Below are 26366 nucleotides of genomic sequence, written 5' to 3' on the forward strand. Positions count from 1 at the left end.
GGGGGTGGGTACCGAGCAGCGTCACGGCCGGGATGCGGTGTCGGGCCGTCGTCGTACGGTGGGAGGACCGGAAGGAGAGATGCCATGCCCGCACCGCGCACCTATCCCGCAGGAGTCACCTCCTGGGTCGACCTCGAGGTGGCCGAGCTCGACACGGCCCGCGACTTCTACGGCGGCCTGTTCGGTTGGACCTTCACCCAGGCCACTCCCGACAGCGCACCGTTCCGCTACCTCGTCGCCCAGCTCGACGGGCAGGACGTGGCCGGCCTCGGCACCCCGCTCAAGGAGCGTGAGGGTCCGCCGCAGTGGACGACGTATGTCGCCGTGGACGACGCCGACGCCACCGTCGCCCTCGTGGAGAGCAGGGGAGGCTCGGTGGTCGACGCCCCCGGCGACGCGGGCGAGGGCGGGCGCTCCGCCCTGTGCGCCGACCCCGAGGGGGTGCGCTTCGGGTTGTGGCAGGCCAGGCGGCGGTTGGGCTCGCAGGTGACCAACGTGCCCGGCGCGTGGAACTTCAGCGACCTGCACTCCGCGGACCCCGAGGGTGCTCCAGCGTTCTACTCCGCCGTGTTCGGCTGGGAGGTGGCCGACCTCGGGTTCGCGAGACTGATCCGCCGACCCGGGTACGGCGACCACCTCGCGTCGACGACGGACCCCACCATCCGCGAGCGACAGGCCGAGATCTCCGCCCCGCCCGGGTTCGCCGACGCGATCGGCTGGGTCGTCCAGCTCGACGCGGACGAGACGCCGCACTGGCACGTGAGCTTCACCGTCGCCGACCGTGACGCGGTGGCCGAGACGGCCGAGCGGCTCGGCGGCACCGTGATCGGCACCCGCGACACGGACTGGACGCTCGAGGCCCTCATCGCCGACCCCGTCGGAGCGCGGTTCACGGCGAGCCAGTTCGAGCCCGACGGCACCTGAACCAGCCAGCTCGAGTCGAGGTCGGCCCTCGCTGCGGTGCTCCCGGACGGGTGTGCAGGAGGGGTCCGATCCTCTGGGAGACTGAGGCCATGGCTTCGCTTGCTGACGCGACCCCGTCCATCGCCCTCGGCTCGCTCGACGGCCGCTACCGCGGCGTCGTCGCGCCGCTCGTCGACCACCTGTCCGAGCCGGCCCTCAACCGGGCCCGGGTCCGGGTCGAGGTCGAGTGGCTGATCTGGCTGACCACCCACCAGGTCGTCCCGGGTGTGCGGGCCCTCACCGAGGCCGAGCAGGTCCAGCTGCGCCAGGTCGTCGAGGACTTCGGCTCCGACGAGATCGAGGAGCTCGCGACGATCGAGCGCGAGACCCTCCACGACGTCAAGGCGGTCGAGTACTTCCTCAAGCGCCGCCTCACCGCCATCGCCCCCGCCGAGGAGGACGCCGGCCTCGCCGAGCTGATCCACTTCTGCTGCACGAGCGAGGACATCAACAACCTCTCCTACGCGCTCATGGTGCAGGGCGCTGTCCAGCAGGTATGGCTCCCCCGCGCGACCCGTCTCGTCGAGGCCGTCGCGACGATGGCCTCCGACCTGCGTGACGTGCCGCTGCTCGCCCACACCCACGGCCAGCCGGCGACGCCGACGACCATGGGCAAGGAGCTCGCGGTCCTCGCCCACCGCCTCGGTCGCCAGCTGCGCCGCATCGAGGGCGCCGACTACCTCGGCAAGCTCAACGGAGCCACCGGCACGTATGGCGCGCACCTGGCCGCCGTCCCCGAGGCCGACTGGCCGACGCTGAGCCGCGGGTTCGTCGAGTCCCTGGGCCTGGAGTGGAACCCGCTCACCACCCAGATCGAGAGCCACGACTGGCAGGCCGAGCTCTACGCCGACGTCGCCCGGTTCAACCGGATCCTGCACAACCTCTGCACCGACGTGTGGACCTACATCTCGATGGGCTACTTCGCCCAGGTCCGCGGCCAGGGCACCGTCGGCTCGTCGACGATGCCGCACAAGGTCAACCCGATCCGCTTCGAGAACGCCGAGGCCAACCTCGAGGTGAGCAACGCCCTCCTCGACGTGCTCGGCTCGACGCTGGTCAACAGCCGACTGCAGCGCGACCTCACCGACTCCTCGATGCAGCGCAACATCGGGTCGGCGTTCGGCCACTCGCTGCTCGCCATCGACAACGCCGAGCGTGGCCTCTCCGGGCTCGACGCGGTCCCCGCGGCGATGGCGGCAGACCTCGACGCCAACTGGGAGGTCCTCGGCGAGGCGGTGCAGTCCGCGATGCGTGCGCTCGGCGCCCAGGGCGTGGCCGGCATGGAGAACCCGTACGAGCGGCTCAAGGAGCTCACCCGCGGTCGCCGGATCACCGGTGACGACCTGCGCGAGTTCGTCCACGGCCTCGGCCTGCCCGAGGACGTCGCCAACCGGCTCGCGGCGATGACCCCGGCGACGTACATCGGTGCCGCCCCGGAGCTCGTCGACCACCTCGACTGACCTGCTCGTCGGAGGACCCCGGGCTGCCCGACGGCCCGCCCCCTGTCGGTGGGCGGGGCTAGCGTGACGTCCCATGACGGCACGCAAGGCGAAGCTGGCGGACATCGGTGACATCGCTCTCGGGCTGCCCGAGGTCGAGGAGGGCACCTCGTGGGGTCGCCCGGCCTACGTCGTGCGGAAGAAGTCGTTCGTGCACTTCCGCGAGCCTCGCCCCGATGCCGTCGACCCCGACACCGGGGAGCGGATGGACGACGTCATCATCGTCACGGTCGCCGACCAGGACGACAAGGAGGCGCTGGTCGCCTCGGACGGGCCGTGGTTCACCACCCCGCACTTCGACGGCTACAACGCGGTCCTGGTCCGCGAGCGCGACCTCGGGAAGCTGACCCGTCGCGAGCTCGAGGAGGTCATCACCGACGCGTGGGCCGCCCGGGCACCGAAACGCCTCGTCGCGAAGTTCTTCGACGAGGCGTGAGCGGCGACGCGGGACGGGACCGCGTCAGGAGGGGCAGCGTCAGACGGTGACCTTGCCCTCGGGGGTGTCGAAGGTGACCGACAGCAGCCCGGGGGTGCCGTGCGGTGCGACGAAGGTGAAGTCGATGACCGAGGACGTCTCGTCGGCCTTCATGTCGAGCCAGTCGCGGACACGGGCCGGGTCGCCGGCGATCTGCAAGCCGTCGATCGTGACCTGCGTGTTGGCCGCGGTCGAGGGGTGCAGCGCGGGGTCGTCCCACTTGATGAAGAACGGCAGCTGCGGGTCGGACATGAGGCCCTTGACGCCGAGCTGGCGCCAGCGCAGCTCCACGCCATCGGGGCGGTGCCGGTTGCCGACGACGGCCTCGCGGCCGATGCGCTGCTCGAACGGCGCGAGGTCGTCGACCGCGACGACCCAGCCCAGCCAGCCACCGCCGGCCTCGGAGCGCGCGCGGACGGCCTGCCCGAAGGGGGCCTTGTCAGAGGCGGGGTGGTCGAGCACCTCGACGACCTCGACGTACCGGTCATGGGCCAGCGGGAGGATCACGTTGCGAGTGCCGAAGCGGGGGTGGATGCCCCCGTCGACTGCGTCCACCCCGATGACCTTCGCCAAGCGAGCAGCGGTGGCTTGCAGGCCGTCGTGCTCAGCTGCATACGAAACATGGTCAACTCGCATACCCGACATCGTGACACACCCCGGAGAGTGCTCTTGACACGGGTGTGGTCAGTGGGACAGCGGTGCTTCCAGTGCCCCGCGCTGCCGAACCGCCTCGTAGATCACGATTGCCGCCGACGTCGCCACGTTGAGTGAGTTTGCCTTGCCCACCATGGGGATTCGGACCTTGTAGGCCGCGTGGGCGAGGACCTCGTCCGTGAGTCCGTACTTCTCCGCACCCACCGCGACGGCCACCGGGCCGGTGTAGTCGACGTCGGTGTAGTCGAGGTCCGTGTCGGGGGTCGTGGCCACCAGCGCGATGCCCCTGGAGTCGAGCCAGGCCAGGGTCGCGGCGGTCGAGTCGCTGGCCACCCGCACCGAGAAGACGGTGCCCTTGGACGCGCGCACGAGGTTGGGGTTGCCCCAGTCCGTGACGGGATCGGCGGCGATGACGGCCTCGACCCCGGCGGCGTCGGCGGTCCGGAGCATGGCGCCGAGGTTGCCGGGCTTCTCGACGCCCTCGCACAGGACCGTCAGGGCCTTCGGGCCCACGTCGAGGTCGGCGCAGCTGCGGACGACGGCGGGCACGACGGCGATGAATCCGTCGGGGCCCTCGCGGTAGGCCGCCTTCTCGAACGCCGCCCGCGAGACGAGCACCGTGTCCACGCCGGAGCGGCGCACCTCGTCGACCACGCGTGTCTGCGTCGCCGCGTCGAGCATGAGCTCGGGGCAGTAGTAGAGCGCCTCGGGGAGCACCCCGGCGTCCAGCGCCAGCGTGAGCTCCTCGTACCCCTCGATGAGTGTCTGGCCGGTCTCCTCACGGGTGCGGCGGCGGCGCAGGGACGCGAGCGCCTTGAGCCTCGGGTTGGACGGCGAGGTGATGTTCAGGTCAGCCATGGCGCGCTCAGTGTGTCAGGTCGGGCCCGGGTCGGGTGAGCGCTCGGTAGGACTGCCCGTGCGGCCCGGACCAGCCGACGGGCCTGCCGTCGAGGGCGGTGGCGAACGGCTCCGGCCCCTCGACCCGGGGCGGCACGACGGCGTCGCCGAGTCCTGTGCCGAGTCCCGCCACAAGTCCAGTGAGGAGGCTCGGGTGCTCGTTGGCGAGCCAGTGCGCCCCGATCGACCTGACCACCTCGACGAACTCCCGTCGCGTCGCCGCGCCGACGTAGGCCAGGACGGCCGAGTGCAGGACCACGAGTGTCGCCCCTGCCGGTGCCCTGGCCGCCAGCGCCGGCAGGTCGGTCACCAGGTCGCCGGTGACGAGCAGCGGCGGATCGGCGGCGACGACGTCGGCCGCAGCCCGCAGCCGGCGACGACGTTCGTCGTGCTCAGGCCAGACGAGGCACTCCAGCCAGCGCCGGTCGTCGCGGTCGGTGAGGTCGAGCGGGTTCAGGTCCAGCCCTGCCCGCCAGACCACCTCGGGGAGGGTCGTCGGGGGTGCGGCCTCGCCGGACCACGCGCAGGAGAGGACCGGGCCGGGTCCGTCGCCGACCACGCCGCGACCCCAGTCGTACCGGTAGCGGTCGGGGTAGAGGCACAACCCGGCGCTGGCGCCGACCTCCAGCAGGGCCAGCGGTCGCGGCAGCGTGGCCAGGGCCGGGACCAGCGTCGCGCACCGGCCCGCCTCGTTCGTCTGGGTGGAGCGGGTCAGCAGCTCGGATCGGACCCGGTCCCAGTGCTCGGGCAGCCAGCGCAGGAAGGCCTCCGGGTCCCCGACCGGTGCGCCGAGCAGCCGGCCGACCCCGAACAGGAGGTTGGGCTGCCGTTTCGCGGCGGGCACCGACGACAGGGCCTGCTGCGCCCACGGGTCGGAGGCCACGCCATACGCCAACCGCTCGTAGGTCGGCGACGACCCAGCCGCCTGTCCGCGCGCGAAGGCGAGGTACTCCGGGTCCGGCAGTTCGGACATCGCGCCATGATGGCACGCGGTGGTCGGGCAGACTGTCGGCCATGAGCCAGCCTGCCGTGACCGAGCACTACGCCCTGCGACAGAAGATCACCATGATGGTGAACCGCTACGAGATCCGGACGGTGGACGCCTCCGGCACCGAGGGTGGCGTCATCGCCGTCGCCCAGCAGAAGCGGATGGCGTTCAAGGAGCAGGTCACCTTCTACGCCGACGAGGACCGCAAGCAGCCGGTGTTCTCGTTCAAGGCCCGTCAGCGGATGGACCTCGGCGCGACGTATGACGTGTTCGACGCGAGCGGCGCGCCGATCGGCTGGTTCCGCAAGGACTTCGCCAAGTCGCTGCTGCGCTCGTCGTGGCACCTCGGCACCCCGGACGGACTCGAGGCGTTCGGCACCGAGCGCAACAAGAACGTCGCCATCGTGCGCCGGGTCTGGGAGTTCGTGCCGTTCGTCGGCGAGATCCCGCTGCCGTTCCTGTTCCATTTCGACTTCACCGCGCCCGACGGCAGCATCGTGCTGTCCTCGCAGCGCAGGCGCTCGCTGCGAGACCGGTACGACATCCACCTGCCCCAGGCGAGCAACGGCTGGCAGCTGGACTGGCGCGTCGGCCTCGCGATGGCGGTCGCGCTCGACGCGCTGCAGTCCCGCTGAGCGTGCGGCGGCCGCTGGTCCCGCCCCCCGGGACCAGCGGCCACAGTCGTTCGGCTCACTCCTCGAGGCGCCAGGCCTCCTTGAGGCTGAGCTTGCCGCCGGTCTGCATCAGCGCCCGGCGGTAGATCCGCTCCCCGGCCAGCACCAGCACCGCCGCGAACCCGACAAGCAGCACCATCGCCACCAGCGGCTCCCACCACGCGACACCGCCGTCGAGCATGCGGATCGGCATGAGCAGTGCGGAGACCGGTGGGAAGAACGACGCCACGGTGCGCACCGTCCCGTCGAGGAACAGGCCGCCGAAGAACATCAGCATGACGAGCATCGTCACCGGCGTCTGGGTGGACTGCAGGTCCTCGGTGCGCGAGGCGAGGGCGCCGGCGACGGCCCACAGGCACGAGAGCGCCACGAACCCGGCGAGGAAGAACGCCAGGAACCAGCCGACCGTCCCCGACACCCCGGCGATGAGGCCGCTGTAGTCGGTGAACGCGAGGCCGACGAGGGCCACCCCGACGTAGATCGCCATCTGCCCGACGGCCAGCACCGTGTTTCCCGCGATCTTGCCGGCGAGCAGCTGCCGCAACGGGATCGCCCCGGCGATGATCTCGACGATCCGCGACTGCTTCTCCTCGACGACGCTGCTGGCCAGAGCGATGCCGAAGGTCAGCGCGGCGATGTAGAAGAGGAAGGCGAAGGCGAAGCCCATCAGGTCGCTCAGCTGCGACTTCTTCGCGTCGCCGACCAGCTGCGTGGTGGCGACCTGGCTGCCCTGCTCGAGGGCGGTCAGCGTCGTGCCGGCGGCATCGGCGTTGCGGTCGATCGTGTCGGCCCGCACCACCTGCTGGACGACGGTGAGCAAGGAGGAGTCGGCGCTCTCCCTGGTGGTCAGCTCCCAGCCGGACGCCGTCTGGCGCAGCCACGCGTCGGCGTCCTCGTCCTCGACTGCGGACTTCGCCGCCGTGTCCGAGGACGAGCGGACGAGCTCCACCTTGACCGAGTCGTCGAGGACGGGTGCCTGGTCGGCGAGCTTCTCGACCATGGTCACCGCGGCCGGGGAGGAGGCGGCGATCTTCGAGGTGCTGGTGTGCCCGCTCAGGACGACCTGGAGCGCGAGCGCTCCGACGATCAGGGCCAGGGTCACTGCGGTCCCGATGAGGAACGACTTGTCGGTGAGCTTGACCATCACCTCGCGGCGGGCGACGAGCGTCCAGGCACTCCCCCCGGCGGCGCGCACGGGAGCCTCGTGCCGGTCGCCGAGCCCGCGCTGCGACGGGTCGCGGTCGTGGGCAAGGTCTGTGTCCTGGTGCGGGACGGGGGTCCGGGTGCTCATGCCGTCACCTCCTGGTAGATCTCGCTGAGTCTCGGGACGACGCGCCGGAACTCGTGGACCGGTCCGCGGGCCGCCGCCTCGCCGAGCACGTGCTGCTCGGCGCCGGGCTCGAGCACCTCGATCAGGGCCGTGCCGCCGTCGACGTCGGCGACGTGCACCCCGCGCTGGTCGCGGGTCCACCCGGCGTCGCCACCGAGGACGAGCCGGTAGCGGACCGGGCCGCCGGAGCGCAGCTCGTCGGCCGAGCCCTGGGCCACGACCTTGCCCCGCGCCATGACGACGAGCCGGTCGCAGAGGCGGTCGACGAGGTCGAGCTGGTGGGAGGAGAAGAGCACCGGCGTCCCCCGTCGGGTGTGCTCGCGCAGCAGGTCGGCCATCGAGTCGACCGCGGCCGGGTCGAGACCGGAGAACGGCTCGTCGAGAACGAGGGCGATCGGCGTCGGCACGAGCGCGGCGATGATCTGCACGCGCTGCTGGTTGCCGAGCGAGAGCTTCTCGACCGGGTCGCCCTGGCGGTCGCCGAGCCCGAACCGTTCGAGGTGCTCGACCACGGCGGCACGGGCGGCCGGCCCGCTCATCCCCCGCAGCTGGGCGAGGTAGACGAGCTGGTCGGCGATCGGCTGCTTCGGGTAGAGCCCGCGCTCCTCCGGCATGTAGCCGAACTGTCGCCGGTCGGCCGCGGTGATCGCCCGCCCCTGCCAGCGCACCTCGCCCTCGTGGATGCCGAGGACCCCCATCACCATCCGCATGGTCGTGGTCTTCCCTGCGCCGTTGCCACCGACGAAACCCGTCATCGCGCCGCCCGGCACCGGGAAACCCACCCCGTCGACCGCGGTGTTCTCCCCGAACCGTCGCGTCAGTCCCCGTGTCTCGAGCATCGTGTCCCCTGGTGCTGTCATGCCTCCACGCTAGGCAGGACCGGCCCGCCGGACCTCCCTCTGAGGGAGGAAAATGCGCGGGGTATGCCGCGGGCCCGCCACCGCGCGCCGCCCACCGGCCGCGGGGCGACGACCTCGGGTCACTCCCCCTGGGGGATGAGACCGGCCCGATGTGCCCAGACGACGGCCTGGACCCGGTCACGCAGGTGCAGCTTGGCCAGGCAGTTCGACACGTGCGTCTTCACGGTGGCCTCGCCGACGAACAACCTCGTCGCGATCTCGGCGTTGCTCAGTCCCTCACCGACGAGGACGACGACCTCCCGCTCCCGCTCGGTGAGCAGCGCGTACCCGGGGTCGAGTAGAGGGGCAGCCGGCTCTGACGGTGCGACGGGGGCCGGCGTGGAGGCAGCGGTCATCCGCTCGATGACGCGCCGGGTGACCTCAGGGGCGAGCAGCGCGTGGCCACCCGCTGCGGCGCGGACGGCCTCGACGAGGGTGTCGGCGTCGGAGTTCTTGAGCAGGAAGCCGCTCGCACCTGCCTCGAGGGCGTCGAAGAGGTAGTCGTCGCGGTCGAACGTCGTGAGGATGATGACCCGCCCGAGGTCCTCGGCGACGACCTGGCGGGTCGCCTCGATCCCGTCGGTGCCGGGCATCTGCACGTCCATGAGCACGACATCCGGACGCAGCGCACGAGCCTGCGCGACCGCCTCCGCGCCGTCGGCCGCCTCACCGACGACCTCGAGGTCGTCCTCGACGGACAAGATCATGGCGAAGCCCGACCGGACGAGCTGGTGGTCGTCGACGATGAGCACGCGCAACCGATCGCTCACCGCCGGGCACCTGCCTCTGCGTCGCTGGCCCGCTCGGCCGCGACGCCATCCACGTCGAGGCCCGGGTCGGCGACCACGAGGTCCTGCAGCGGGAAGCGCACCCGCACGCGGAAGCCCCCACCGATGCGTGGGCCGATGTCCACCTGCGCCCGGCGGGACGCAGCGCGTTCGCGGACGCCGAGCAGTCCCAGGCCGGACCCCGACGAGCCCGGTACGGGACGTCCGTCGTCGGTGACCTCGACCTCGACGAACGGCGACCCGACCGTGCGCTCGACCCGCAGCACGACCGAGGCGTTGGTGGCGGTGGAGTGCCGGCGCACGTTGGTCAGCGCCTCCTGGGCGATGCGGAAGACCGAGAGGCCGAGCGCGGCGGGGAGGTCTGCCGCGGCACCGGCGGGCGACTCGACGAGCTGGTACGTCACGCGCAGCCCCGGGGTCTCGACCTCGTCGACCAGGCCGGCGAGGTCGGCGAGCCCGGGCTCCGGAGCACGGTGGGTCGGGTCGCCCGGCCCTGTCGCGTCTGCCTCGGTGGGCTCGCGCAGCGCCCCGACCAGCGAGCGCATCTGGTGCACGGCCTCGCGCGACGACCCCTCGACGGAAGCCAGCGCGCGGCCCGCGGCGTCGGGGTCGCGGGTGAGCAGGCGCCGCGCGCCCGCTGCCTGGATCCCGATCACGGACACGTGGTGGGCCACGACGTCGTGCAGCTCACGCGCGATACGCAACCGCTCGCCCAGCACCGCGCGCTGCTGGCGGTCGGCGCTCTGATGGGCGATGGTGCGGGCCTGGTCGGCGAGCCGCGCCCGTTGCCGCGCCCCACGCCAGGCCACCTGTCCGCCGATGATGGCGCCACCGAAGTAGAGGGCGTTGACGATCCCGGTGATGACGACGCTCGCGGCGACCGGGCTGATCAGGCCGGGGCGGCGCGAGGCGTCCTCGCCGAGGCTGTCGCGGATGCTGTCGATGCCGCTGCCGATGGCGAACGTCCAGGCCAGCCACACGAACATGAACAGCACGACGCCGCCCATCACGACGAGCATGTCGCGACGGCTGCGGGCCCACGCGACCCCGCTGAAGATGGCGACGAAGTAGACGATCTGCAGGGCCAGCCCGCCCATGACCGGCGCCATCGTCACGCCGACCACGAACATGTGCAGCGCCGCGAGGGCTGCGACGGACAACGGCCAGCGGCGGCGGCCGACGAGCAGGAGCGTGCCGAGCGCGACGGCGAGGTACTGCACCCAGACCGGGGCGCTGACGCTGTCGAGCGCCCCGAAGCTGCGCGACATCTCCAGCGTCACGGCCGACAGCGCGAACGTCCCGCCCCCGACGACGAGGTCCCAGCGCGACACCTCGGCGCTGCGGAACCACGGGTCGTCGACCGCGAAGAACGCGGCCAACCGCGATCGCACGGTGGCGGGGGCAGCGGTCTGCACGGTCACCGGTCCACCCTAGGTCGGAGGCCGCGCGCCGGTCCTCCCCCTCGAGTCGGAGGTCCCGTAGGGAGCCCGCTCCCCCGGTGGGACCGGGCCCCTTCGCGGAGCGCGCGTTGGCGGTGGGCGCGTTCGCGGTGGGATCAGAGCAGGGAGCGCAGGATCGGCACGAGGCCGTCCTCGTCGACGTGGCCGGTGACCTCGTTGGCCGCGGCCTTGACCTCGTCGGGGGCGTTGCCCATCGCGACGCCGCGTGCCGCCCACTGGAGCATCTCCAGGTCGTTGCGCTGGTCACCGACGGCGACCGTGAACTGCGGATCGATCCCGAGCTGGCGGCGCAGGATCTCCAGCGCGGACCCCTTGGAGACACCCTCGGGGTTGAGGTCGAGCCACGCGCTGAAGCCGACCGCGTAGTTGACGCCGTGCAGGCCGATCCGCTCGGTGAGGGCCATGAAGTCCTCGGCGGTGCCGGTCGGCGACCGGAAGGTCACGCGCGTCACGGGCTCGGCGACGAGCTCCTCCCACGGCACCACGGTGAGCTCGCCCTGGAGCTCGCCGTCGGGGAACGGCGCACTCAGCTTGAACCCGACGCCGAGGTCCTCGACCGCGATCACGGCATCGGGCCACTCGTGACGCAGCAGGTTCAGCGCCGGCGCCGGGTCGAACGTGACCGCCTCGATGATCTGGAATCCCTTGTCGTGCGAGGGATCCAGCTCGAGCGTCACCGCGCCGTTGGAGCACACGGCATGCCCGGTCAGGATGCCCAGCTCCTCGAGGATGTACGTCGTCGCGGGGATGGAGCGGCCCGTCGAGATGATCACGTGGTGCCCGGCGGCGACCACCGCGTGCACGGCGTCGCGCACCTCGGGGGACAGCACTCCGGCGTGGTTGATCGTCGTGCCGTCGACGTCGAGGGCGACGAGGTGGGGGTGGACCATGGGTCCGAGCCTACGGAAGGCGCACGTGCTGCGGCCCGAGGTCCGAGATCTGGCGCGCGCCGAGCAGGGCCATGGTGCGCCGCGCCTCGGTCGCCAGGATGTCGGCGGCGCGCTGGACCCCGGCCTCGCCACCGGCCATGAGCCCGTAGAGGTAGGCACGGCCGACCATGACGCTGCTGGCGCCGAGGGCTACTGCCGCGACGACGTCGGCGCCGGACATGACGCCGGTGTCGAGCATGATTTCGGCGTCCTCACCCAGCGCTTCCCTCACGGCGGGCAGGAGTCGCAGCGGTACCGGCGCGCGGTCGAGCTGGCGGCCACCGTGGTTGGACAGCACGATCGCGTCGACGCCGGCGTCGACCACCATCTGCGCGTCGTGGACCGTCTGGATCCCCTTGATGATGAGCGGGCCCTTCCAGAACGAGCGCACCCACTCGAGGTCGGCCAGGGTCATCGTCGGGTCGAACAACGTGTTGAGCAGCTCGGCGACCGTGCCGTCCCAGGACGCCAGCGACGCGAAGGTCAGCGGCTCGGTGGTGAGCAGGTTGCCCCACCAGCTCGGGTGCAGTGCGGCGTCGGCGACCGTCTTGACCGTCAGGGCCGGCGGGATCGAGAACCCGTTGCGGACGTCACGGAGCCGCGCACCCGCGACGGGGACGTCGACGGTGAGGATGAGCGCTTCATACCCGGCCTCCTGCGCGCGGCGCATGAGGTCCTCGCCGGCGCTGCGGTCCTTCCACACGTAGAGCTGGAACCACTTCCGGGCACTGGGCGCCGCGGCAGCCACGTCCTCGATCGACGTCGTGCCCATCGTGGAGAGGGCGTAGGGGATGCCGATGCGGTCGGCCACGCGGACCACCGCGCGCTCGCCCTCGTGCTGCATCATCCGGGTGAACCCGGTGGGGGCGAAGGAGAACGGGAGCTTCGACGGGGCGCCGAGGAAGTTCGTCGACAGGTCGATCTCGGAGACGTCCTGCAGGATGGCCGGGTGGAACTCCAGCCCCGCGAAGGTCTGCCGGGCCCGCCGCAGGCTGATCTCGCCCTCGGCCGCGCCGTCGGTGTAGTCGAACACCGACGTCGGCGTGCGGCGCTTGGCCACCCGGCGCAGGTCGGCGATCGTCAGCGCTGCGTCGAGCCGGCGCTTCCTCGCGTCGAGCTCGATCGGCTTGGGTCGAAGGAGTGGTTTGAGCTCGGACCACTTGGGCAGCTGTCGATCACTCATCACTCGACGCTACCCGGCCCCTGCGCAAAACGCCGGTTTCAGACGGGCTTGAGGACCTCGAGGCCGAGGAAGGGCTGGAGCGCCTTGGGGACGACGACCGAGCCGTCGGCCTGCTGGTGGTTCTCCAGGATGGCGACCATCCAGCGGGTCGTGGCGAGCGTGCCGTTGAGGGTGGCGACGGCACGGGTGCCCTGGCCGTTCGGGTCGCGCTCACGGGTGTTGAGGCGACGGGCCTGGTAGGTCGTGCAGTTCGAGGTCGAGGTGAGCTCGCGGTAGCGCCCCTGCGTCGGGACCCAGGCCTCGCAGTCGAACTTGCGGGCCGCGGGCCCACCGAGGTCGCCGGCCGCCGTGTCGATGATGCGGTAGGGCACCTCGATCTTGGCGAGCATCTCCTTCTCCCACGCGAGCAGCCGCTGGTGCTCCGCGGCGGCGTCCTCGACGCGGCAGTAGGTGAACATCTCGACCTTGTGGAACTGGTGCACGCGGATGATGCCGCGGGTGTCCTTGCCGTGCGACCCGGCCTCGCGGCGGTAGCAGGCCGACCAGCCGGCATACCGCTTCGGGCCACCGGACAGGTCGAGGATCTCGTCGGCGTGGTAGCCGGCGAGCGCGACCTCGGAGGTGCCCGTGAGGTAGAGGTCGTCGGCCTCGAGGCGGTAGACCTCGTCGCCGTGCTTGTCGATGAACCCGGCGCCGGCCATGACGTCGGCCTTGACCAGCGTCGGCGTGATCATGGGGGTGAAGCCGTGCTCGACTGCCTGGGCGATGCCCATGTTGAGCAGGGCGAGCTCGAGCCGGGCGCCGACCCCGGTGAGGAAGTAGAACCGCGAGCCGCCGACCTTGGCGCCGCGCTCCATGTCGATGGCCGCGAGCGACTCCCCGAGGGCGAGGTGGTCCTTGGGCTCGAAGTCGAACTCCGGGATCTCGCCCACGGTCTCGAGCAGCGTGTAGTCGTCCTCCCCGCCGACGGGGACGCCGTCCTCGACGATGTTGCCGATCTGGCGGATGAGGTCGCCGAGGGTGGCCTGCGCGGTGTCCGCGTCGGTCTGCAGCTGCTTGACGCGCGCCGAGATCTCCTTGGTCTGCGCGAGCAGCGCCTGCTTCTCCTCACCCTGGGCCTGGGCGACCTGCTTGCCCATCGACTTCTGCTGGGCGCGCAGCTGCTCGAACTCCGTCAGGGAGGAGCGGTGCGTCTGCTCGGCAGCGAGGATCGCGTCGACGATCCCCTCGTCCTCACCACGGGCGCGCTGCGAGGCGCGGACGCGGTCCGGGTCCTCGCGCAGGAGCTTGATGTCGATCACGGCGCCAGCCTACCGAGCGTCCGCCATCCGATTTCCCGTTGCCTCCCGGGGCGGCCCGGCTCGATCCTTGCCGTATGCCGTCCGCCGCCACCCTGGGTGCCTTCGCCCTCGCCGCTACCGCGCTGATCCTGCTGCCCGGTCCGGCGATGCTGTTCCTCATCTCGCGGGGCATCGGGCACGGCAGCCGACGACTGGCCGTCGCGTCCATGGCGGGCATCGAGACGGCGACGGCCCTCATGGTCGTCGCGACGGCGTTCGGGTTGTCGGCGGTCATCAGCTCCTCGGTCCTGGCGTTCTCCGTCGTGAAGTACGCCGGTGCGGCCTACCTCGTCTGGCTGGCGGTGCGGGAGTTCCGGAGCAAGGGGCACTTCGCCCTCGACCGGGCACCGGTCATCGACCCCCGGCGGGCGTTCGCCGACGCGTTCCTCGTCGGCATCTCCAACCCCAAGACGGCTGTCTTCTTCGTCGCGTTCTTCCCGCAGTTCCTGCACCGCGAGGCCGGACCGGTCTGGTCGCAGGTGCTGGTGCTCGGGGCGGTGTTCGTCGTCATCGGCGCCGTCTTCGACAGCGTCTACGCGCTGAGCGCCGGCTCGATCGGCCGCTGGCTGGGACGTCACCCCAAGGCCGTCGAGCGACAGAAGTACGTCTCGGGCTCGATCTTCCTCGTCATGGGCGGGGCGAGTGCCCTCACCGGCCACCCGAGCAAGGCCTGACCGGTTCACTCAGCACACGTTGCTGCCCAGGACCCAGGGAGCAACTTGCCCCTCGGGCAGCAACTTCTGCTAGCAGAGGTTGCTGCTGTCCCTCGCTCCGACGTCGACGAGGTGGTGGGCGAGGTCGTGCAGGAAATAGCGGCCGAGCGACTCGACCGTGAAGGCGGACCCGTTGCTGCGCAACCCCGCTCGCTGCCACTGGTCGTCGCGGACCCCGTCGAACGCCGCAGCCACCGTCCCGGCCGCCGCTGCGAGCTCGGGACCGACGACGGACGGGTGCTGCGCGCCATACCCGTCCTGCACGGCCGTCGCGTCCTGGTCCCAGTCGGGGAACGTCGGGTCGTCCTCGTCGAGCATGAGGCGCACCCGGCCACCGAAGACGCGGCAGACGTCGCGGACGTGGCAGGCGTACTCCAGCGGTGACCACACACCCGGCCGCGGGCGGGTGGTGGCGTCGCCACGGCCCAGCACGCCCTGCCAGGGTGCGGTGAGCTCGAGGGTGCGGGCCGCGATGGAGCCCGTCGCGACCGCAGCAGCCTCGAACCCGCAGTCGGGACACGGGCGGTCGAGCGTCCAGGTCCAGTCCTTGGTGTCGGGCGTGACCGCGCCCTGGTCGACCGTGTCGTGCCCCTCCCGCCCGGTGGCTGCCATGGCGCCACGGTAGGGACGCGATGACACGATGGGCAGCATGTCCTTCGCCATCCGCCGAGCAGATCCTGCCGATCCCGCGGACGGTCCCGCGATCGAGGCGGCCGGGGTGGTCTCCCGCACCGCGTACGTCGACGGCGGCCACATCCCCGGCCGTGCCGAGTACGCCGGCCGGCTCGCCGACGCTGCGTCCCGCGCCCGGGAGGCCGAGCTCTGGCTGGCCGTGGATCCCGACGGCACGGTCCTGGGCTCGGTGACGTTCGCCGTCGGTGGCTCCTCGTATGCCGAGGTGTCGGTCGAGGGAGAGGGGGAGTTCCGGATGCTCGCGGTCGGCGAGCAGGCCCGGGGTCGCGGGGTCGGTGAGGCGCTGGTCCGTCGGTGCGTCGAGCGGGCCCGCGAGCTGGGCCTGTCGGCCCTCGCCATCTCGACCCAGCCGACCATGTCAGCGGCCCACCGCCTGTACGAGCGGCTGGGCTTCACGCGCGCCCCGGAGCTCGACTGGAAGCCTGTCCCCGAGGTCGACCTGATGACCTACCGCCTGACCCTCTGACCAGTGCAGACGTCCTTTCCGGGACAACTCGTGACGACCTCGTCGCGGCCTCCCGGACGGGCAGGGAGCCGGGCGCTACCGTGCGGTAGCGTCGCCCCGTGCTCCGCGAACACTCCGGCTGGATCGCCTTCGCGGCGATCGTCCTCGTCATCCTCCTCGCCCTCGGCATCGCCGGGTGGGCAGGCATGCGCGGAGGCAGCTCCGGAGGTGCCCACCGAGGACGCCGGTGGGGGCGTCGCCCGCACCGCAACGAGTTCCGCCCGGAGGGCACCGTGTCCGAGACACCCACGCGTCGCGCAGCGATCATCATCAACCCCACCAAGTTCGACGACCTCGACTCGGTGAAGAAGCAGATCAGCGAGGAGTCCAAGGCCCTCGGCTGGTCCGAGCCCCTGTTCATCGAGACGACCGCGGAGGACACCGGCCAGGGACAGGCCCGCGAGGCCCTCGAGCGCCAGGTCGATGTGGTCTGCCCGCTCGGCGGTGACGGCACGGTCCGCGCCGTCGCCGAGATCCTCGCCGGCAGCGACACCCCGATGGGCCTGCTCCCCGGCGGTACCGGCAACCTGCTGGCCCGCAACCTCGACCTGCCCGTCGACGACCTGAGCGACGCCCTGCGGGTCGCACTCACCGGCCAGAACAAGCGCGTCGACGTCGGCCGCCTCACCATCGACCAGTCCGGCGAGCACGAGCGCCCCGCCACCCACGTCTTCCTCGTCATGGCCGGCCTCGGCTTCGACGCCGCGATCATGGCCGACGCCCCCGAGGGCCTCAAGGCCAAGGTGGGCCCGGCGGCCTACGTCGTCTCCGGCGCCCGCAACCTGCGCGGCCCGCAGTTCAAGGTCAGGGTGAAGATCGACGACCAGGAGGAGTTCTCCCGCCGCGCCCGCACCGTCGTCATCGGCAACTGCGGCAAGCTGCTCGGCGGTCTCGTGCTCATGCCGGAGGCCGAGCTCGACGACGGCCTGCTCGACACCGTGATCCTGTCGCCGCAGGGTGTCGCGGGGTGGGCTGCGGTCGCCGCGCGCATCGCCACCAAGCGGCGCAAGGGCCACCGGCGCGTCGACCACTACACCCACGAGGCGATCCGCATCCGCGCCGACCGCCCGCAGGAGGTCCAGATCGACGGCGACACCCTCGGCAAGGCCCGGGCCATCAACGCCGAGATCGTGCCCGGCGCGCTCGTCGTCCGCGTGGGGTCCCCCGACTGATGACCGTGCGTGACGGAGGACCCCAGCCGGCCGGGGCAGGCGAGCGCTCGCACCGTGACGAGACGTCCCACGGGATGAGCCGCACCCGTCGGCTGGTCCGGGGGATCACCGCGATGGTGCTGTTCACCCTGCCCGTGCTGTTCCTGGGGTTCGCCGTCCGCCAGCAGTTCGACCCGCTGATCCGCGCCGACAAGACCGTCATCGACGCCACCACCGGCTTCACCCGCGACCACGGCCTGGCCGACCTGTTCATCGTCATCCAGACGATCAGCCAGCCGTTCCTCGTCTACATCGTCGCGACGCTGGTCGCCCTCTGGGTGTGGCTGCGCAAGGGCCTGCGGAGCCGGGCGCTGTGGGCCTTCGTCACGATGATGGTCGCCTGGAACATCGGGCTGCTCGCCAAGACGGTCGTCCAGCGGGCCCGGCCCGTCGTCGACGACCCGATCTCCCACTCCCCCGGGTACTCGTTCCCCTCGGGCCACGCGTTCAACATCGCGGTCGTCGTCACCGTGCTGGTCTTCCTGCTCTGGCCGCTGCTGACCCCCGTGGCGCGCAAGGCGTCGGTCGTCGTGGCGGTGGTCGTGGCGCTCGTCGTGGGTCTGGACCGGATGATGCTCGGCGCGCACTTCCCGTCCGACGTCATTGCGGGGTATGTCCTCGGCGTGGGCACTACCTTCTCCTCATGGCTCGGATTCATTGGCAAGAAGGCCGCGACCTCCTCACCCGGACCGTCGTCCCCGGCGTAGTCCTCTTCGGGGTGATCGTCGGCATCGGCCTGCTCGTCACCGGGCCACTGGCGGTGATCGACCACGAGGAGGACCGGATCTCGGCGGACTTCAACCGGTTCCGCAACGACCTCCTCGACCCGTTCAGCGCGGTCTTCTCGCACGTCGGCAACACCGAGTACGTCATCGGGGTCTGCCTGCTCGTCGTGGGCCTGCTCTACTGGCGCACCCGTGACCTGCGCTGGTCGGTCGTCCCGCTGGTCTCGATCTCGCTCCAGGCCACGATCTTCCTGTTCGCCACCATGGCCGTCGGCCGCCAGCGGCCCCCGGCGATCCCCATGGACGCCTCGCCGCCCACGTCGAGCTTCCCGAGCGGCCACACGGGTGCCTCGACCGCCCTCTACGTCTCGCTGCTGCTGCTCGCCGCGACCGGGATCGAACGGGACGGCCTGCGCCGCCTCGTCGTCGGGGTCTGCGCCGTCCTGCCGCTGCTCGTGGGGCTCGCCCGCCTCTACCGCGGCGCCCACCACATCTCCGACGTGGTCGCCGGCCTCCTCAACGGCATCGTCTGCGCCCTGTTGGCCTACCACTGGTGGAAGGCCACCCGGAAGGACACCGCGGGGGCACGCGCGACGGCCGCCGTCGCCTGATGGCGCGCCCCCACCGCGAGGACCTCACCGGTCTCGTCGCCCGTGCCATCGCGCCGGGTGTCGTCGTCTGGGCCGCGATCGTGGGCATCGGCCTGCTCATCTCCGGACCGCTCGGCGGCCTGGCCAAGGACGAGGAGGCGGTCAACGAGAGCCTCGCCGCCGGCCGCACACCGACCTGGAACACCGTCACCATGGTGTGGTCGCTCATCGGCAACACCGAGTACGTCATCGCCGTGTGCGTCCTGGTCAGCCTGGTCCTGCTGTGGCGCACCCGCGACTGGGTCTTCAGCATCGTGCCGGTCGTCGCGATCTCGTTGCAGTCCACCATCTTCGTGCTCGCGACCCTCGTCGTCGGACGGCAGCGCCCGACCGTGCCGCACCTCGACCCGGCCCCACCGACCTCGAGCTACCCGAGCGGGCACGTCGGCGCCTCGACTGCGCTCTACCTCACCTTCGCGCTGCTCGCGGCGCGCATCGAGCGGACCTGGCTGCGGGTGCTGACGACGGTCGTGTGCCTGGCCCTGCCGCTGCTGGTGACCTATGCCCGGCTCTACCGCGGCATGCACCACGTCACCGACGTGACGGTCGGCCTGCTCAACGGCATCGCGTGCGCCCTGCTCGCCTGGGGGTGGTGGCGCTGGAGCGCCCGCCGCAGGAGCTCGGTCGACCAGCGGGCCGAGGCTGCGGTCAGCTGAACAGCGCCTGACCCCAGTGCTCGTCGGGCCCGATTCCCGGCGGGCACGCGAACACCGCGGACCCGGTGTGCTCGATGTACTCGTTGAGGGTGTCCTCGGCCGCCAACGCCTTCTGCATCGGGACGAACTGCCGCTGCGCGTCACGCATGAACGCGATGAAGAACAGGCCGGCGTCGAGGTGCCCGAGCCCGTCGGAACCATCGGTGAAGTTGTACCCACGGCGCAGGAGGCGTATGCCGTTCAGCCGGCTCTCGTGCGCGAGCGCCACGTGGGCGTCGACCGGGATCGCGGGCTTGCCGTCGGCGCCGGGCTTGTCGAGGTCGAGGGTGTCGAACTCTGCCTTCTGCCCCAGCGGGGCGCCCTCGCCCTTGGTGCGCCCGATGACCTGCTCCTGCTCCTGGAGGGTCGTCCGGTCCCAGACCTCGATGTGCATCCGGATCCGCCGGGCCACGAGGTACGAACCGCCGGCAAGCCACGAGGCCCCACCGGTCACGTCGGAGGGCTGCACCCAGACGTGCTCGTCGAGGGCGGCGCCGTCCTCGGACTTCACGTTGTTGGTGCCGTCCTTGAACCCGAACAGGTTGCGCGGGGTGGTCTGGCTCCGCGAGGTCGACGACGTCCGGCCGAAGCCCAGCTGGCTCCAGCGCACCGACACCACCCCGAACCCGAGGCGGACGAGGTTCCGCACCGCGTGCACCGCGACCTGCGGGTCGTTCGCGCAGGCCTGGATGCACAGGTCGCCGCCGCTGCGGGCGGGGTCGAGGTCGTCGCCGACGAACGCCGGGAGGTCTCGCAGGCCCTCGGGTCGCTTGTCCGCGAGGCCGAAGCGGTCGTCGAAGAGCGAGGGGCCGTAGCCGATGGTGATCGTGAGGTCGGCGGCGTCGAGGTCGTAGGCCTCGCCGGTGTCCTCGGGCACGCCGTACGGGCCACCGCCGACGACCCCACCCGGGGCGGCCTCGGCGCCGGCGGTCATCCGCTCCGCCGCCCGGGTCCAGGCCTTCAGGAGGTCGCGGAGCTCGGCCGGGTCCTTGGTCGTCACGTCGAGGGCGACGAAGTGCATCCGGTCCTGGGCAGGGGTGGTGATCCCGGCCTGGTGCTCACCCCGGAAGGCCACCACCTGGTCGTCGGGCACGACGCCCGCGGCAAGGGCGGCAGGACCGCGCTGGGCTGCATACGCCCCGCCGACGCCGGCGACCGCACCGAGGGCGGCGGCTCCGGCACCCACGCCGAGCAGCCTGCGCCGCGTCACGGCCCCGCCCCCTGACGGGGCCGTGACGGGCGGGGAACCCGCGCCGGGAGTGGGCGGCGCAGGAGGTGTGGGGGGCTGGGTCACTTCCCGGCCACCACGCCGGAGACCTTGGAGATCGGCTCGCTCACCGCATCGAGGGCCACGGCGAGCGCCTTGACCTCGGCCTGGGTGAGCGCGGTGTAGGACTCGAACCCTGCGTCGGTGCGGTGCGCGTCGAGGGCGGTGTCGAGGCTGGCGAACCGCGCGTCGATCGTCGTCAGCAGGGCCGCGTCACGGGCCTTGAGCACAGGTCGGAGCGCGTCGATGGCCGCCTTGGAGCCCTTGACGTTCTCGTCGAAGTCGTAGAGGTCGGTGTGGCTGTAGCGGTCCTCCTCGCCGGTGATCTTGCCGGTGGCGACCTCGTCGAGCAGGGCCTTGGAGCCGTTGGCGAGCTGGAGCGGGTTGAGCTCGACGGCCTTGGCCTTCGCGACGATCTCCTTGACGTCGACGAGCAGCTTGTCGGCGATGGCGGAGGTGTCGGGCTGCAGGCCGCTGACCCACAGGTCCTTCTCGAGGCGGTGGAAGCCGGTGAACTCCATGCCCTCCTCGACGACGTCCTCGCGCCCGTCGATCATCGGGTCGAGGTCGCCGAAGGACTCCGCGACGGGCTCGATGCGCTCCCAGGGGCCGCGGGCGACCGGGAACGCCTTCTTGGCCTCCTCGACCTTGCCCGCCTTCACCAGGTCGACGAACTCCGTGGTCCGCACGAGCAGCTCGTCGGCCTGTGCGGACACGAACGTCCGGTAGTCCGCCACCGCGGCGGTCATCGCGGCATCAGGCGCCTGGCTCGACGTCGCCCCCGTGACGGTGAAGTCGCCGCGGATGCCGGTGCCCTTCATCCCGGGCTTGCACGCGGTCTCGTAGGTGCCGGGGTTGGCCACCTCGACGTGGAAGGTACGGGTCAGGCCGGGGGTGATGTTCTCGACCTCGCCGATGATCTGGTCACCCTCGCCGTAGACGTAGAACTCGTTGACCTTGGACCCCGTGTTGCGGACCGTGAACTCGATGGTCCCCGCGGCAGCTTCGGTGCGGGCGACGGTGCAGGTGGTGTCGGTGGCGTCGACCGTGATCGGGCCCGTGCCGTCAGCACTCGTGCTCGAGGCGTCGCCCGAGCTGCAGGCGACCGTCGTGGCGAGGACTGCAGCCGTCAGTGCGACGGCAAGGGTGTGGGTGCGCATGGTGGATGGTGCTCCTGGTCTGCGGTGGGGAGTGGGTATGGCGCGTGGCCGGGTTCGGGTGCGGGCCGGCTCAGCCGGTGGCGACGGGCGTGGCGACGGCCGGCCGGGGACGAGCCCCGGCAGCCGGTCGCTGCGGGCGCAGGAACAGCGTGAGGACCGTGACCGTGTAGACGGTCCAGGCCACGGCCTGCAGCCACGTGGTGTCGGGGGTGAAGTTGACGGTGCCCTTGAGCAGGACGCCGTACCAGGAGTCCGGGGGGACTGCGCCGCTGACGTCGAAGGCGAGGCTGTTCAGGCCGGGCAGGAAGGCGGCTTCCTGGAGGTCGTGGATGCCGTAGGACAAGATCCCGGCGGCCACGACGACGAGCGCGATCCCGGTCCACCGGAAGAACACCGACAGGTTGATCCGCACCGCCCCGCGGTAGATCAGCACCCCGAGGGCGACCGCGACGGCCAGGCCGACGACGAACCCGACCAGCGGCTGCGTCGTGCTGGCGCCGGCGGTCTGCACGCTGGCGTAGAAGAACAGCGCGGTCTCCAGCCCCTCGCGCCCGACCCCGAGGAAGCCGACGAGCGCGACCGCCCAGCCGCCGACCGACAGCGCCTGGTCGAGGCGGCCCTTGAGCTCACCGGAGATCGTGCGGGCCGCGGTCCGCATCCAGAACACCATGGCCGTCACGAAGCCGACCGCGATGATCGACGCGGTGCCGCCGATGAGCTCCTGGGCCTCGAACGAGAGCTGGCGCGTGCCATACGTGAGCAGGGCTCCCAGCCCGATCGACAGGGCGACGGCGACCGCGACCCCGGCCCAGACGTGCTTGAGGGCCCAGCGGCGATCGGTCTTGACGAGGAACGCCACGAGGATGACGACGACGAGGGCGGCCTCGAGGCCCTCCCTGAGTCCGATGAGGGCGTTGCTGATGAGCACGGCGACCTGATTTCGACACGGCAATGTTGCGTATTAGGACTAAGGTAAGCCTTCCCTAAGACTCCCCGTCAAGTCGTGACCGGTGGCCGGGCGTCGTGAGGCGTCGAGTGCCAGTCCGTGCGGTGGCCCCACGCGGTCACGTTGTGCACAGCCCCACCTGCGGTGGGAGTATCGGCGGGTGTCCGAGCCCACGCCCCGCAGCGCGCAGACGATCTCCTACCCCGCCTCCGACGCGCGGTCCTCGCGTGGGGCGCTGGAGAAGGCCGACCCGCACGTCGTCGTCCTCTTCGGGGCGACCGGCGACCTGGCCCGGCGCAAGCTGCTGCCCGGCCTGGCCCACCTGGCGGCCTCGGAGCTGGCCCCGGCGATCCGGGTCGTGGGCACCTCGCTGGAGGAGATGAGCGACGCGGAGTTCCGAGAGTTCGCGCGGAAGGCGGTCGAGGAGTTCGGCAGCCACCGGCTCACGCCCGAGCAGTGGGACAAGTTCGACGACTTCCTCGTCTACGTCCCGCAGTCCGCCGGTCCCGAGCCCCTCGCCGCTGCCGTCGCCGCGGCGGAGGAGAGCCTCGGGCCGGACGCCCTGCGGCTGCACTACCTGTCGGTGCCGCCCAAGGCAGCGATCGCCGTCATCAAGATGCTGCGCGAGGCCGACCTCGTCGACCGGTCACGCGTGGTGATGGAGAAGCCGTTCGGCACCGACCTCGCGAGCGCCATCGCCCTCAACGACCAGGTGCACGAGACGTTCGACGAGCGCCAGGTCTTCCGGATCGACCACTTCCTCGGCAAGGAGGCGGCCCAGAACATCCTCGCCTTCCGGTTCGCCAACGGCCTGTTCGAGCCGATCTGGAACCGCAACTTCATCGACCACATCCAGATCGACATCCCCGAGACGCTCGGCCTGGACCAGCGCGCCAACTTCTACGAGGCGACCGGCGCCTACAAGGACATGGTCGTCACGCACCTGTTCCAGGTCATGGCGTTCGTCGCGATGGAGCCGCCGACCGCGCTCGAACCGCGGGCCATTTCCGAGGAGAAGAACAAGGTCTTCCGGTCGTTGCTGCCGATCGAGCCGTCCGACGTCGTGCGTGGCCAGTTCGCCGGGTACACCGCCCTCGACGGGGTTCCTCGCGACTCCGACACCGAGACGTTCATCGCCCTCAAGTGCGGCCTGGACAACTGGCGCTGGGCCGGCGTGCCGTTCTACCTGCGCACCGGCAAGAAGATGGCCGAGGGCGCGCGCATCATCTCGATCGCGTTCAAGGAGGCGCCGCGGTCGATGTTCCCCGCGCACTCCGGGGTCGGGAACGCCGGACCGGACCACCTGACCTTCGACCTCGCCGACGAGTCCAAGGTGTCGCTGTCGTTCTACGGCAAGCGTCCCGGACCGGGCATGCGCCTGGAGAAGCTGTCGATGCAGTTCTCCACCCAGGAGACCGAGCGCGCCGGCGACGTCCTCGAGGCGTACGAGCGGCTCATCCTCGACGCCATGCGGGGTGACCACACCCTCTTCACGACGGCCGAGGGCATCGAGTCGCTGTGGGAGCGGTCGGCGCCGCTGCTGGAGAACCCGCCCGAGGTGAAGTCCTACCCGCCCGGCACCTGGGGCCCGAACGCCATCCACCAGCTCATCGCCCCGCACGCATGGCGGCTGCCCTTCGAACGCGCCTGGCGCGAGAAGTAGCCCTCAGGCGCGCAGGGAGTGGAGCCAGGCCCGTGCCTCGCCGAACGCCTCGTCGGTCGTGTGGGGCGTCACCCGCACCGCAGTGCCGTGCGCAGCGGGGTAGCTGCCGAGGAAGCGCACCTCCGCGCACACCCGCTTGAGCCCGAGCAGCGCCTCGCCGACGCGCTCGTCGAGGACGTGGCCCTCGATGTCGATCGAGAAGCAGTAGCTGCCCATCGACGCCTTGGTCGGGCGTGACTCCAGCCGCGACATGTTGATCCCGCGCACGGCGAACTGCTCCAGCAGCTCGAGCAGGCCACCCGCGTGGTCGTCGCGCTGGAACAGCACCAGCGTCGTCTTGTCGGCCCCGGTGCGTTCCGGGAGGTCGCCCGGGCGCGCGACGAGGACGAACCGCGTCACCGCCGCGGCGTTGTCACCGATGTCCTCGGCGAGCACCTCGAGCCCGTGGTTGCTCGCGGCCACAGGTGCGCAAACAGCTGCCTGGTATGCCGCCTGCTCACCGTCGCCACCGGCCAGCCCCGCCGCCGCGGCGGCGGTCGAGAGCGTCGGGACGTAGGTCGCCTCGGGGAGGTTGGCGTCCATCCAGCCGCGGACCTGCGCCCAGGCATGGGAGTGTGTGCCGACCGCGCGGACGTCGGCACGCGCCATACCGGGTCGGGCGGCGAGGACGAAGGTGATGGGGACGAGGACCTCGGCGACCACGACGAGCGGGTCGCCGCTGGCGAGGGCGTCGAGGGTGGCGCTGACGCCGCCCTCGACGGAGTTCTCGATCGGCACCATGGCGCCGTCGACCTCGCCGGCCCGCAGCAGCGCGAGGGCTGCGTCGACCGAGCCGCACGGGCGGTGGGTCGCCCCCGCGGACGGGGCCCAGGCGTCGAGCGCCATCTGGGTGAAGGTGCCCTCGGGGCCGAGGTAGGCGTAGGTGCGTGGGGCGCGGTCGCTGGTGCTCGTCATGCGTCAGGCCTTCTGCGATCCGGTGCGGGCAGCGGCGAGCGCCTGCTGCTCCTCGGGGGTGAGGGTCGCGTCGGAGCCACCGCCGACGACCCCCTTGGCGTAGGTGCGGGACTCGCCGCGGGCGTGGATGGCCGAGAAGACCAGGCCGTCGCCGCGGTCGTCGACCACGGCGGCGCTGAACGACAGCCGCCCACCCATGTCGCCGAACGCGTCGTACCGGACGACCGCCACGTGGCGCAGGGCCTGGGCGATGTCCGCTCGCAGGGCGGCCAGGTCACCGGACCCCACCGGGCGCTGGGACTCCAGGGCACGGACCTGCGCGCGGGCACGGCCGGCCTGCACGACCGCGAGCGCGGCCACCGCCAGGGCGAGCACGGCGACGACGAGCGCGGTGAGGGTCAGGGCGGAGTCGGACACCCCGGAAGCGTATTGGCGTCGCGCGGATACAGTCGACGCGATATGGAATTCACCCTCGTCACCGCTGCCATCGTCTTCGGCGCGATCTTCCTCGTGGAGCTCCCGGACAAGACCTTCATCGCCACGTTGGTGCTGGCCACGCGGTTCCGGCCGCTGTTCGTGTGGATCGGGGTGTCGCTGGCGTTCCTCGTCCAGACCCTCGTCGCCGTCTCGGTGGGTGGGCTGCTGGCCCAGCTGCCGCGCACGCCGGTGGAGATCTTCGCGGCGGCGATGTTCCTCATCGGCGGGGTGCTGCTGCTGCGGGGGGCGTCCAAGGCCGACGAGGAGGAGAAGGAGGCCGAGGAGGAGTTCTCGCACAAGGGGGCGGCCACCGCGGTCGGGCTCCGGGCCATCGGGGTGTCGTTCGGCGTGCTGTTCCTCGCCGAGTGGGGCGACCTTTCGCAGATCCTCACGGCGACCCTGGTGCTGCGGTACCACGAGCCGCTCTCGGTGTTCGTCGGTGCGTTCCTCGCGCTCGTCACCATCTCCGGCCTCGCCACGATCCTCGGCCGGGTGCTGCTGGCCCGCGTGAAGCTCGCGACGATCCGCCGCATCGGTGGTGGCGTCTGCCTGCTGCTCGCCGCTGTCACGGTCCTCGAGATCGCCGGGGTCTTCGGCGGCTGACCCGGCCACGAGCTGCGCCGGTCCG

28 protein-coding genes are annotated in these 26366 nt (G+C 71.5%); 12 read left to right on the top strand and 16 right to left on the bottom strand.

The genetic code is table 11. The features are described 5' to 3' along the window. The first annotated feature begins 84 nt into the window (after positions 1–84). The 3 genes from ABD286_RS10155 (at position 85) to ABD286_RS10165 (ending at position 2898) form a co-directional block, all read left to right on the top strand. On the top strand, positions 85–924 hold the full coding sequence (locus ABD286_RS10155) for a VOC family protein (RefSeq protein WP_344192783.1): 840 nt from the start codon (positions 85–87) through the stop codon (positions 922–924). Between the two features lie 89 nt (positions 925–1013). After that, positions 1014–2423: an adenylosuccinate lyase gene (gene purB / locus ABD286_RS10160; protein WP_344192785.1), complete on the top strand. Its 1410-nt coding sequence runs from the start codon at positions 1014–1016 to the stop codon at positions 2421–2423. Positions 2424–2496: 73 nt separating this feature from the next. Further along, complete coding sequence (locus tag ABD286_RS10165) at positions 2497–2898, top strand: MmcQ/YjbR family DNA-binding protein (RefSeq protein WP_344192787.1); 402 nt, start codon at positions 2497–2499, stop codon at positions 2896–2898. A gap of 39 nt (positions 2899–2937) precedes the next feature. On the opposite strand, the gene ABD286_RS10170 is transcribed toward ABD286_RS10165, so the two are convergent. The 3 genes from ABD286_RS10170 to ABD286_RS10180 are packed head-to-tail and all read right to left on the bottom strand — an operon-like array spanning position 2938 to position 5461. Then, positions 2938–3573 (bottom strand): VOC family protein, encoded by a 636-nt coding sequence (locus tag ABD286_RS10170; protein WP_344192789.1) that lies wholly within the window; start codon positions 3571–3573, stop codon positions 2938–2940. A gap of 48 nt (positions 3574–3621) precedes the next feature. Next, positions 3622–4449 carry a TrmH family RNA methyltransferase gene (locus ABD286_RS10175; RefSeq protein WP_344192791.1) on the bottom strand — a complete coding sequence of 276 codons (828 nt, stop codon included), beginning with the start codon at positions 4447–4449 and terminating at the stop codon, positions 3622–3624. Positions 4450–4456: 7 nt separating this feature from the next. Beyond that, positions 4457–5461, bottom strand: a complete 1005-nt coding sequence (locus ABD286_RS10180) for a DUF2332 domain-containing protein (protein WP_344192793.1) — start codon at positions 5459–5461, stop codon at positions 4457–4459. A gap of 41 nt (positions 5462–5502) precedes the next feature. On the opposite strand from ABD286_RS10180, the gene ABD286_RS10185 reads away from it, so the two are divergent. Next, positions 5503–6111 carry an LURP-one-related family protein gene (locus ABD286_RS10185; RefSeq protein ID WP_344192795.1) on the top strand — a complete coding sequence of 203 codons (609 nt, stop codon included), beginning with the start codon at positions 5503–5505 and terminating at the stop codon, positions 6109–6111. A gap of 55 nt (positions 6112–6166) precedes the next feature. On the opposite strand, the gene ABD286_RS10190 is transcribed toward ABD286_RS10185, so the two are convergent. The 7 genes from ABD286_RS10190 to serS all read right to left on the bottom strand — a co-directional run bounded on the left by ABD286_RS10190 (position 6167) and on the right by serS (position 14040). Continuing rightward, on the bottom strand, positions 6167–7441 hold the full coding sequence (locus ABD286_RS10190; RefSeq protein ID WP_344192797.1) for an ABC transporter permease: 1275 nt from the start codon (positions 7439–7441) through the stop codon (positions 6167–6169). Then, positions 7438–8340 carry an ABC transporter ATP-binding protein gene (locus ABD286_RS10195; RefSeq protein WP_425565333.1) on the bottom strand — a complete coding sequence of 301 codons (903 nt, stop codon included), beginning with the start codon at positions 8338–8340 and terminating at the stop codon, positions 7438–7440. Before ABD286_RS10195 ends, ABD286_RS10190 begins: the two co-directional genes overlap by 4 nt. Positions 8341–8459: 119 nt before the next feature. After that, entirely contained in the window at positions 8460–9149 is a 690-nt protein-coding gene (locus ABD286_RS10200) for a response regulator (protein WP_344192799.1), read from the bottom strand. Beyond that, positions 9146–10588: a sensor histidine kinase gene (locus ABD286_RS10205; RefSeq protein ID WP_344192801.1), complete on the bottom strand. Its 1443-nt coding sequence runs from the start codon at positions 10586–10588 to the stop codon at positions 9146–9148. Before ABD286_RS10205 ends, ABD286_RS10200 begins: the two co-directional genes overlap by 4 nt. Positions 10589–10722: 134 nt before the next feature. Next, on the bottom strand, positions 10723–11517 hold the full coding sequence (locus ABD286_RS10210) for an HAD family hydrolase (RefSeq protein ID WP_344192803.1): 795 nt from the start codon (positions 11515–11517) through the stop codon (positions 10723–10725). Positions 11518–11527: 10 nt separating this feature from the next. Further along, positions 11528–12739: an alpha-hydroxy acid oxidase gene (locus tag ABD286_RS10215; RefSeq protein WP_344192805.1), complete on the bottom strand. Its 1212-nt coding sequence runs from the start codon at positions 12737–12739 to the stop codon at positions 11528–11530. Between the two features lie 38 nt (positions 12740–12777). After that, the gene (gene serS, locus ABD286_RS10220) at positions 12778–14040 is read right to left on the bottom strand and encodes a serine--tRNA ligase (RefSeq protein WP_344192807.1); all 1263 of its coding nucleotides are present in this window, start codon (positions 14038–14040) and stop codon (positions 12778–12780) included. Positions 14041–14114: 74 nt separating this feature from the next. Here serS and ABD286_RS10225 point away from each other — a divergent pair, with 74 nt between their 5' ends. Next, on the top strand, positions 14115–14753 hold the full coding sequence (locus ABD286_RS10225) for a LysE family translocator (protein WP_344192809.1): 639 nt from the start codon (positions 14115–14117) through the stop codon (positions 14751–14753). Between the two features lie 69 nt (positions 14754–14822). Here the strand turns inward: ABD286_RS10225 and ABD286_RS10230 are convergent, their stop codons facing one another. After that, a complete protein-coding gene (locus ABD286_RS10230; protein WP_344192811.1) occupies positions 14823–15404 on the bottom strand; it encodes a DinB family protein in 582 nt (193 codons plus the stop codon). A gap of 37 nt (positions 15405–15441) precedes the next feature. Between ABD286_RS10230 and ABD286_RS10235 the strand changes: the two genes are divergently transcribed. The 5 genes from ABD286_RS10235 (at position 15442) to ABD286_RS10255 (ending at position 19232) form a co-directional block, all read left to right on the top strand. Continuing rightward, positions 15442–15951, top strand: coding sequence for a GNAT family N-acetyltransferase (locus ABD286_RS10235; protein ID WP_344192813.1), 510 nt, complete (start codon positions 15442–15444; stop codon positions 15949–15951). A 98-nt stretch (positions 15952–16049) separates the two neighbouring features. Further along, the gene (locus ABD286_RS10240; protein ID WP_344192815.1) at positions 16050–17162 is read left to right on the top strand and encodes a diacylglycerol/lipid kinase family protein; all 1113 of its coding nucleotides are present in this window, start codon (positions 16050–16052) and stop codon (positions 17160–17162) included. A gap of 74 nt (positions 17163–17236) precedes the next feature. Beyond that, a complete protein-coding gene (locus ABD286_RS10245; protein ID WP_344192817.1) occupies positions 17237–17908 on the top strand; it encodes a phosphatase PAP2 family protein in 672 nt (223 codons plus the stop codon). Then, on the top strand, positions 17845–18537 hold the full coding sequence (locus ABD286_RS10250) for a phosphatase PAP2 family protein (RefSeq protein WP_344192819.1): 693 nt from the start codon (positions 17845–17847) through the stop codon (positions 18535–18537). Before ABD286_RS10245 ends, ABD286_RS10250 begins: the two co-directional genes overlap by 64 nt. Then, positions 18537–19232, top strand: coding sequence for a phosphatase PAP2 family protein (locus tag ABD286_RS10255; protein WP_344192821.1), 696 nt, complete (start codon positions 18537–18539; stop codon positions 19230–19232). The genes ABD286_RS10250 and ABD286_RS10255 overlap by 1 nt, the downstream gene beginning before the upstream one ends. Here ABD286_RS10255 and efeB read toward each other — a convergent pair. From efeB to efeU, 3 genes are all read right to left on the bottom strand, one after another. Further along, the gene (gene efeB, locus ABD286_RS10260; RefSeq protein WP_344192823.1) at positions 19225–20481 is read right to left on the bottom strand and encodes an iron uptake transporter deferrochelatase/peroxidase subunit; all 1257 of its coding nucleotides are present in this window, start codon (positions 20479–20481) and stop codon (positions 19225–19227) included. The genes ABD286_RS10255 and efeB overlap by 8 nt on opposite strands. Positions 20482–20561: 80 nt before the next feature. After that, positions 20562–21698: an iron uptake system protein EfeO gene (gene efeO, locus ABD286_RS10265; RefSeq protein ID WP_344192825.1), complete on the bottom strand. Its 1137-nt coding sequence runs from the start codon at positions 21696–21698 to the stop codon at positions 20562–20564. 70 nt (positions 21699–21768) lie between these two features. Further along, entirely contained in the window at positions 21769–22626 is an 858-nt protein-coding gene (efeU, locus tag ABD286_RS10270; RefSeq protein WP_344192827.1) for an iron uptake transporter permease EfeU, read from the bottom strand. A gap of 253 nt (positions 22627–22879) precedes the next feature. On the opposite strand from efeU, the gene zwf reads away from it, so the two are divergent. Further along, the gene (gene zwf, locus ABD286_RS10275) at positions 22880–24307 is read left to right on the top strand and encodes a glucose-6-phosphate dehydrogenase (protein WP_344193347.1); all 1428 of its coding nucleotides are present in this window, start codon (positions 22880–22882) and stop codon (positions 24305–24307) included. 3 nt (positions 24308–24310) lie between these two features. On the opposite strand, the gene pheA is transcribed toward zwf, so the two are convergent. Continuing rightward, a complete protein-coding gene (gene pheA / locus ABD286_RS10280; RefSeq protein ID WP_344192829.1) occupies positions 24311–25261 on the bottom strand; it encodes a prephenate dehydratase in 951 nt (316 codons plus the stop codon). 3 nt (positions 25262–25264) lie between these two features. Next, complete coding sequence (locus ABD286_RS10285; protein ID WP_344192831.1) at positions 25265–25678, bottom strand: DUF4446 family protein; 414 nt, start codon at positions 25676–25678, stop codon at positions 25265–25267. Positions 25679–25720: 42 nt separating this feature from the next. Here ABD286_RS10285 and ABD286_RS10290 point away from each other — a divergent pair, with 42 nt between their 5' ends. Beyond that, positions 25721–26341: a TMEM165/GDT1 family protein gene (locus ABD286_RS10290; RefSeq protein WP_344192833.1), complete on the top strand. Its 621-nt coding sequence runs from the start codon at positions 25721–25723 to the stop codon at positions 26339–26341. Positions 26342–26366 lie beyond the last annotated feature (25 nt).

Source organism: Pedococcus aerophilus (genome assembly GCF_039532215.1).
Classification (GTDB): domain Bacteria; phylum Actinomycetota; class Actinomycetes; order Actinomycetales; family Dermatophilaceae; genus Pedococcus; species Pedococcus aerophilus.

What these genes read in the sequence shown, in the direction of transcription:
- ABD286_RS10225 (WP_344192809.1), top strand. Translation starts at nt 14,115, where the DNA reads ATGCCGTCCGCCGCCACCCTGGGTGCCTTCGCCCTCGCCGCTACCGCG.
- ABD286_RS10185 (WP_344192795.1), top strand. Translation starts at nt 5,503, where the DNA reads ATGAGCCAGCCTGCCGTGACCGAGCACTACGCCCTGCGACAGAAGATC.
- ABD286_RS10180 (WP_344192793.1), bottom strand. Translation starts at nt 5,461, where the DNA reads ATGTCCGAACTGCCGGACCCGGAGTACCTCGCCTTCGCGCGCGGACAG.
- ABD286_RS10245 (WP_344192817.1), top strand. Translation starts at nt 17,237, where the DNA reads ATGAGCCGCACCCGTCGGCTGGTCCGGGGGATCACCGCGATGGTGCTG.
- ABD286_RS10215 (WP_344192805.1), bottom strand. Translation starts at nt 12,739, where the DNA reads ATGAGTGATCGACAGCTGCCCAAGTGGTCCGAGCTCAAACCACTCCTT.
- ABD286_RS10250 (WP_344192819.1), top strand. Translation starts at nt 17,845, where the DNA reads ATGGCTCGGATTCATTGGCAAGAAGGCCGCGACCTCCTCACCCGGACC.
- ABD286_RS10210 (WP_344192803.1), bottom strand. Translation starts at nt 11,517, where the DNA reads ATGGTCCACCCCCACCTCGTCGCCCTCGACGTCGACGGCACGACGATC.
- pheA (WP_344192829.1), bottom strand. Translation starts at nt 25,261, where the DNA reads ATGACGAGCACCAGCGACCGCGCCCCACGCACCTACGCCTACCTCGGC.
- ABD286_RS10170 (WP_344192789.1), bottom strand. Translation starts at nt 3,573, where the DNA reads ATGCGAGTTGACCATGTTTCGTATGCAGCTGAGCACGACGGCCTGCAA.
- ABD286_RS10155 (WP_344192783.1), top strand. Translation starts at nt 85, where the DNA reads ATGCCCGCACCGCGCACCTATCCCGCAGGAGTCACCTCCTGGGTCGAC.
- ABD286_RS10175 (WP_344192791.1), bottom strand. Translation starts at nt 4,449, where the DNA reads ATGGCTGACCTGAACATCACCTCGCCGTCCAACCCGAGGCTCAAGGCG.
- ABD286_RS10230 (WP_344192811.1), bottom strand. Translation starts at nt 15,404, where the DNA reads ATGGCAGCCACCGGGCGGGAGGGGCACGACACGGTCGACCAGGGCGCG.
- ABD286_RS10165 (WP_344192787.1), top strand. Translation starts at nt 2,497, where the DNA reads ATGACGGCACGCAAGGCGAAGCTGGCGGACATCGGTGACATCGCTCTC.
- ABD286_RS10195 (WP_425565333.1), bottom strand. Translation starts at nt 8,340, where the DNA reads ATGACAGCACCAGGGGACACGATGCTCGAGACACGGGGACTGACGCGA.
- ABD286_RS10290 (WP_344192833.1), top strand. Translation starts at nt 25,721, where the DNA reads ATGGAATTCACCCTCGTCACCGCTGCCATCGTCTTCGGCGCGATCTTC.
- ABD286_RS10235 (WP_344192813.1), top strand. Translation starts at nt 15,442, where the DNA reads ATGTCCTTCGCCATCCGCCGAGCAGATCCTGCCGATCCCGCGGACGGT.
- efeO (WP_344192825.1), bottom strand. Translation starts at nt 21,698, where the DNA reads ATGCGCACCCACACCCTTGCCGTCGCACTGACGGCTGCAGTCCTCGCC.
- ABD286_RS10255 (WP_344192821.1), top strand. Translation starts at nt 18,537, where the DNA reads ATGGCGCGCCCCCACCGCGAGGACCTCACCGGTCTCGTCGCCCGTGCC.
- ABD286_RS10190 (WP_344192797.1), bottom strand. Translation starts at nt 7,441, where the DNA reads ATGAGCACCCGGACCCCCGTCCCGCACCAGGACACAGACCTTGCCCAC.
- purB (WP_344192785.1), top strand. Translation starts at nt 1,014, where the DNA reads ATGGCTTCGCTTGCTGACGCGACCCCGTCCATCGCCCTCGGCTCGCTC.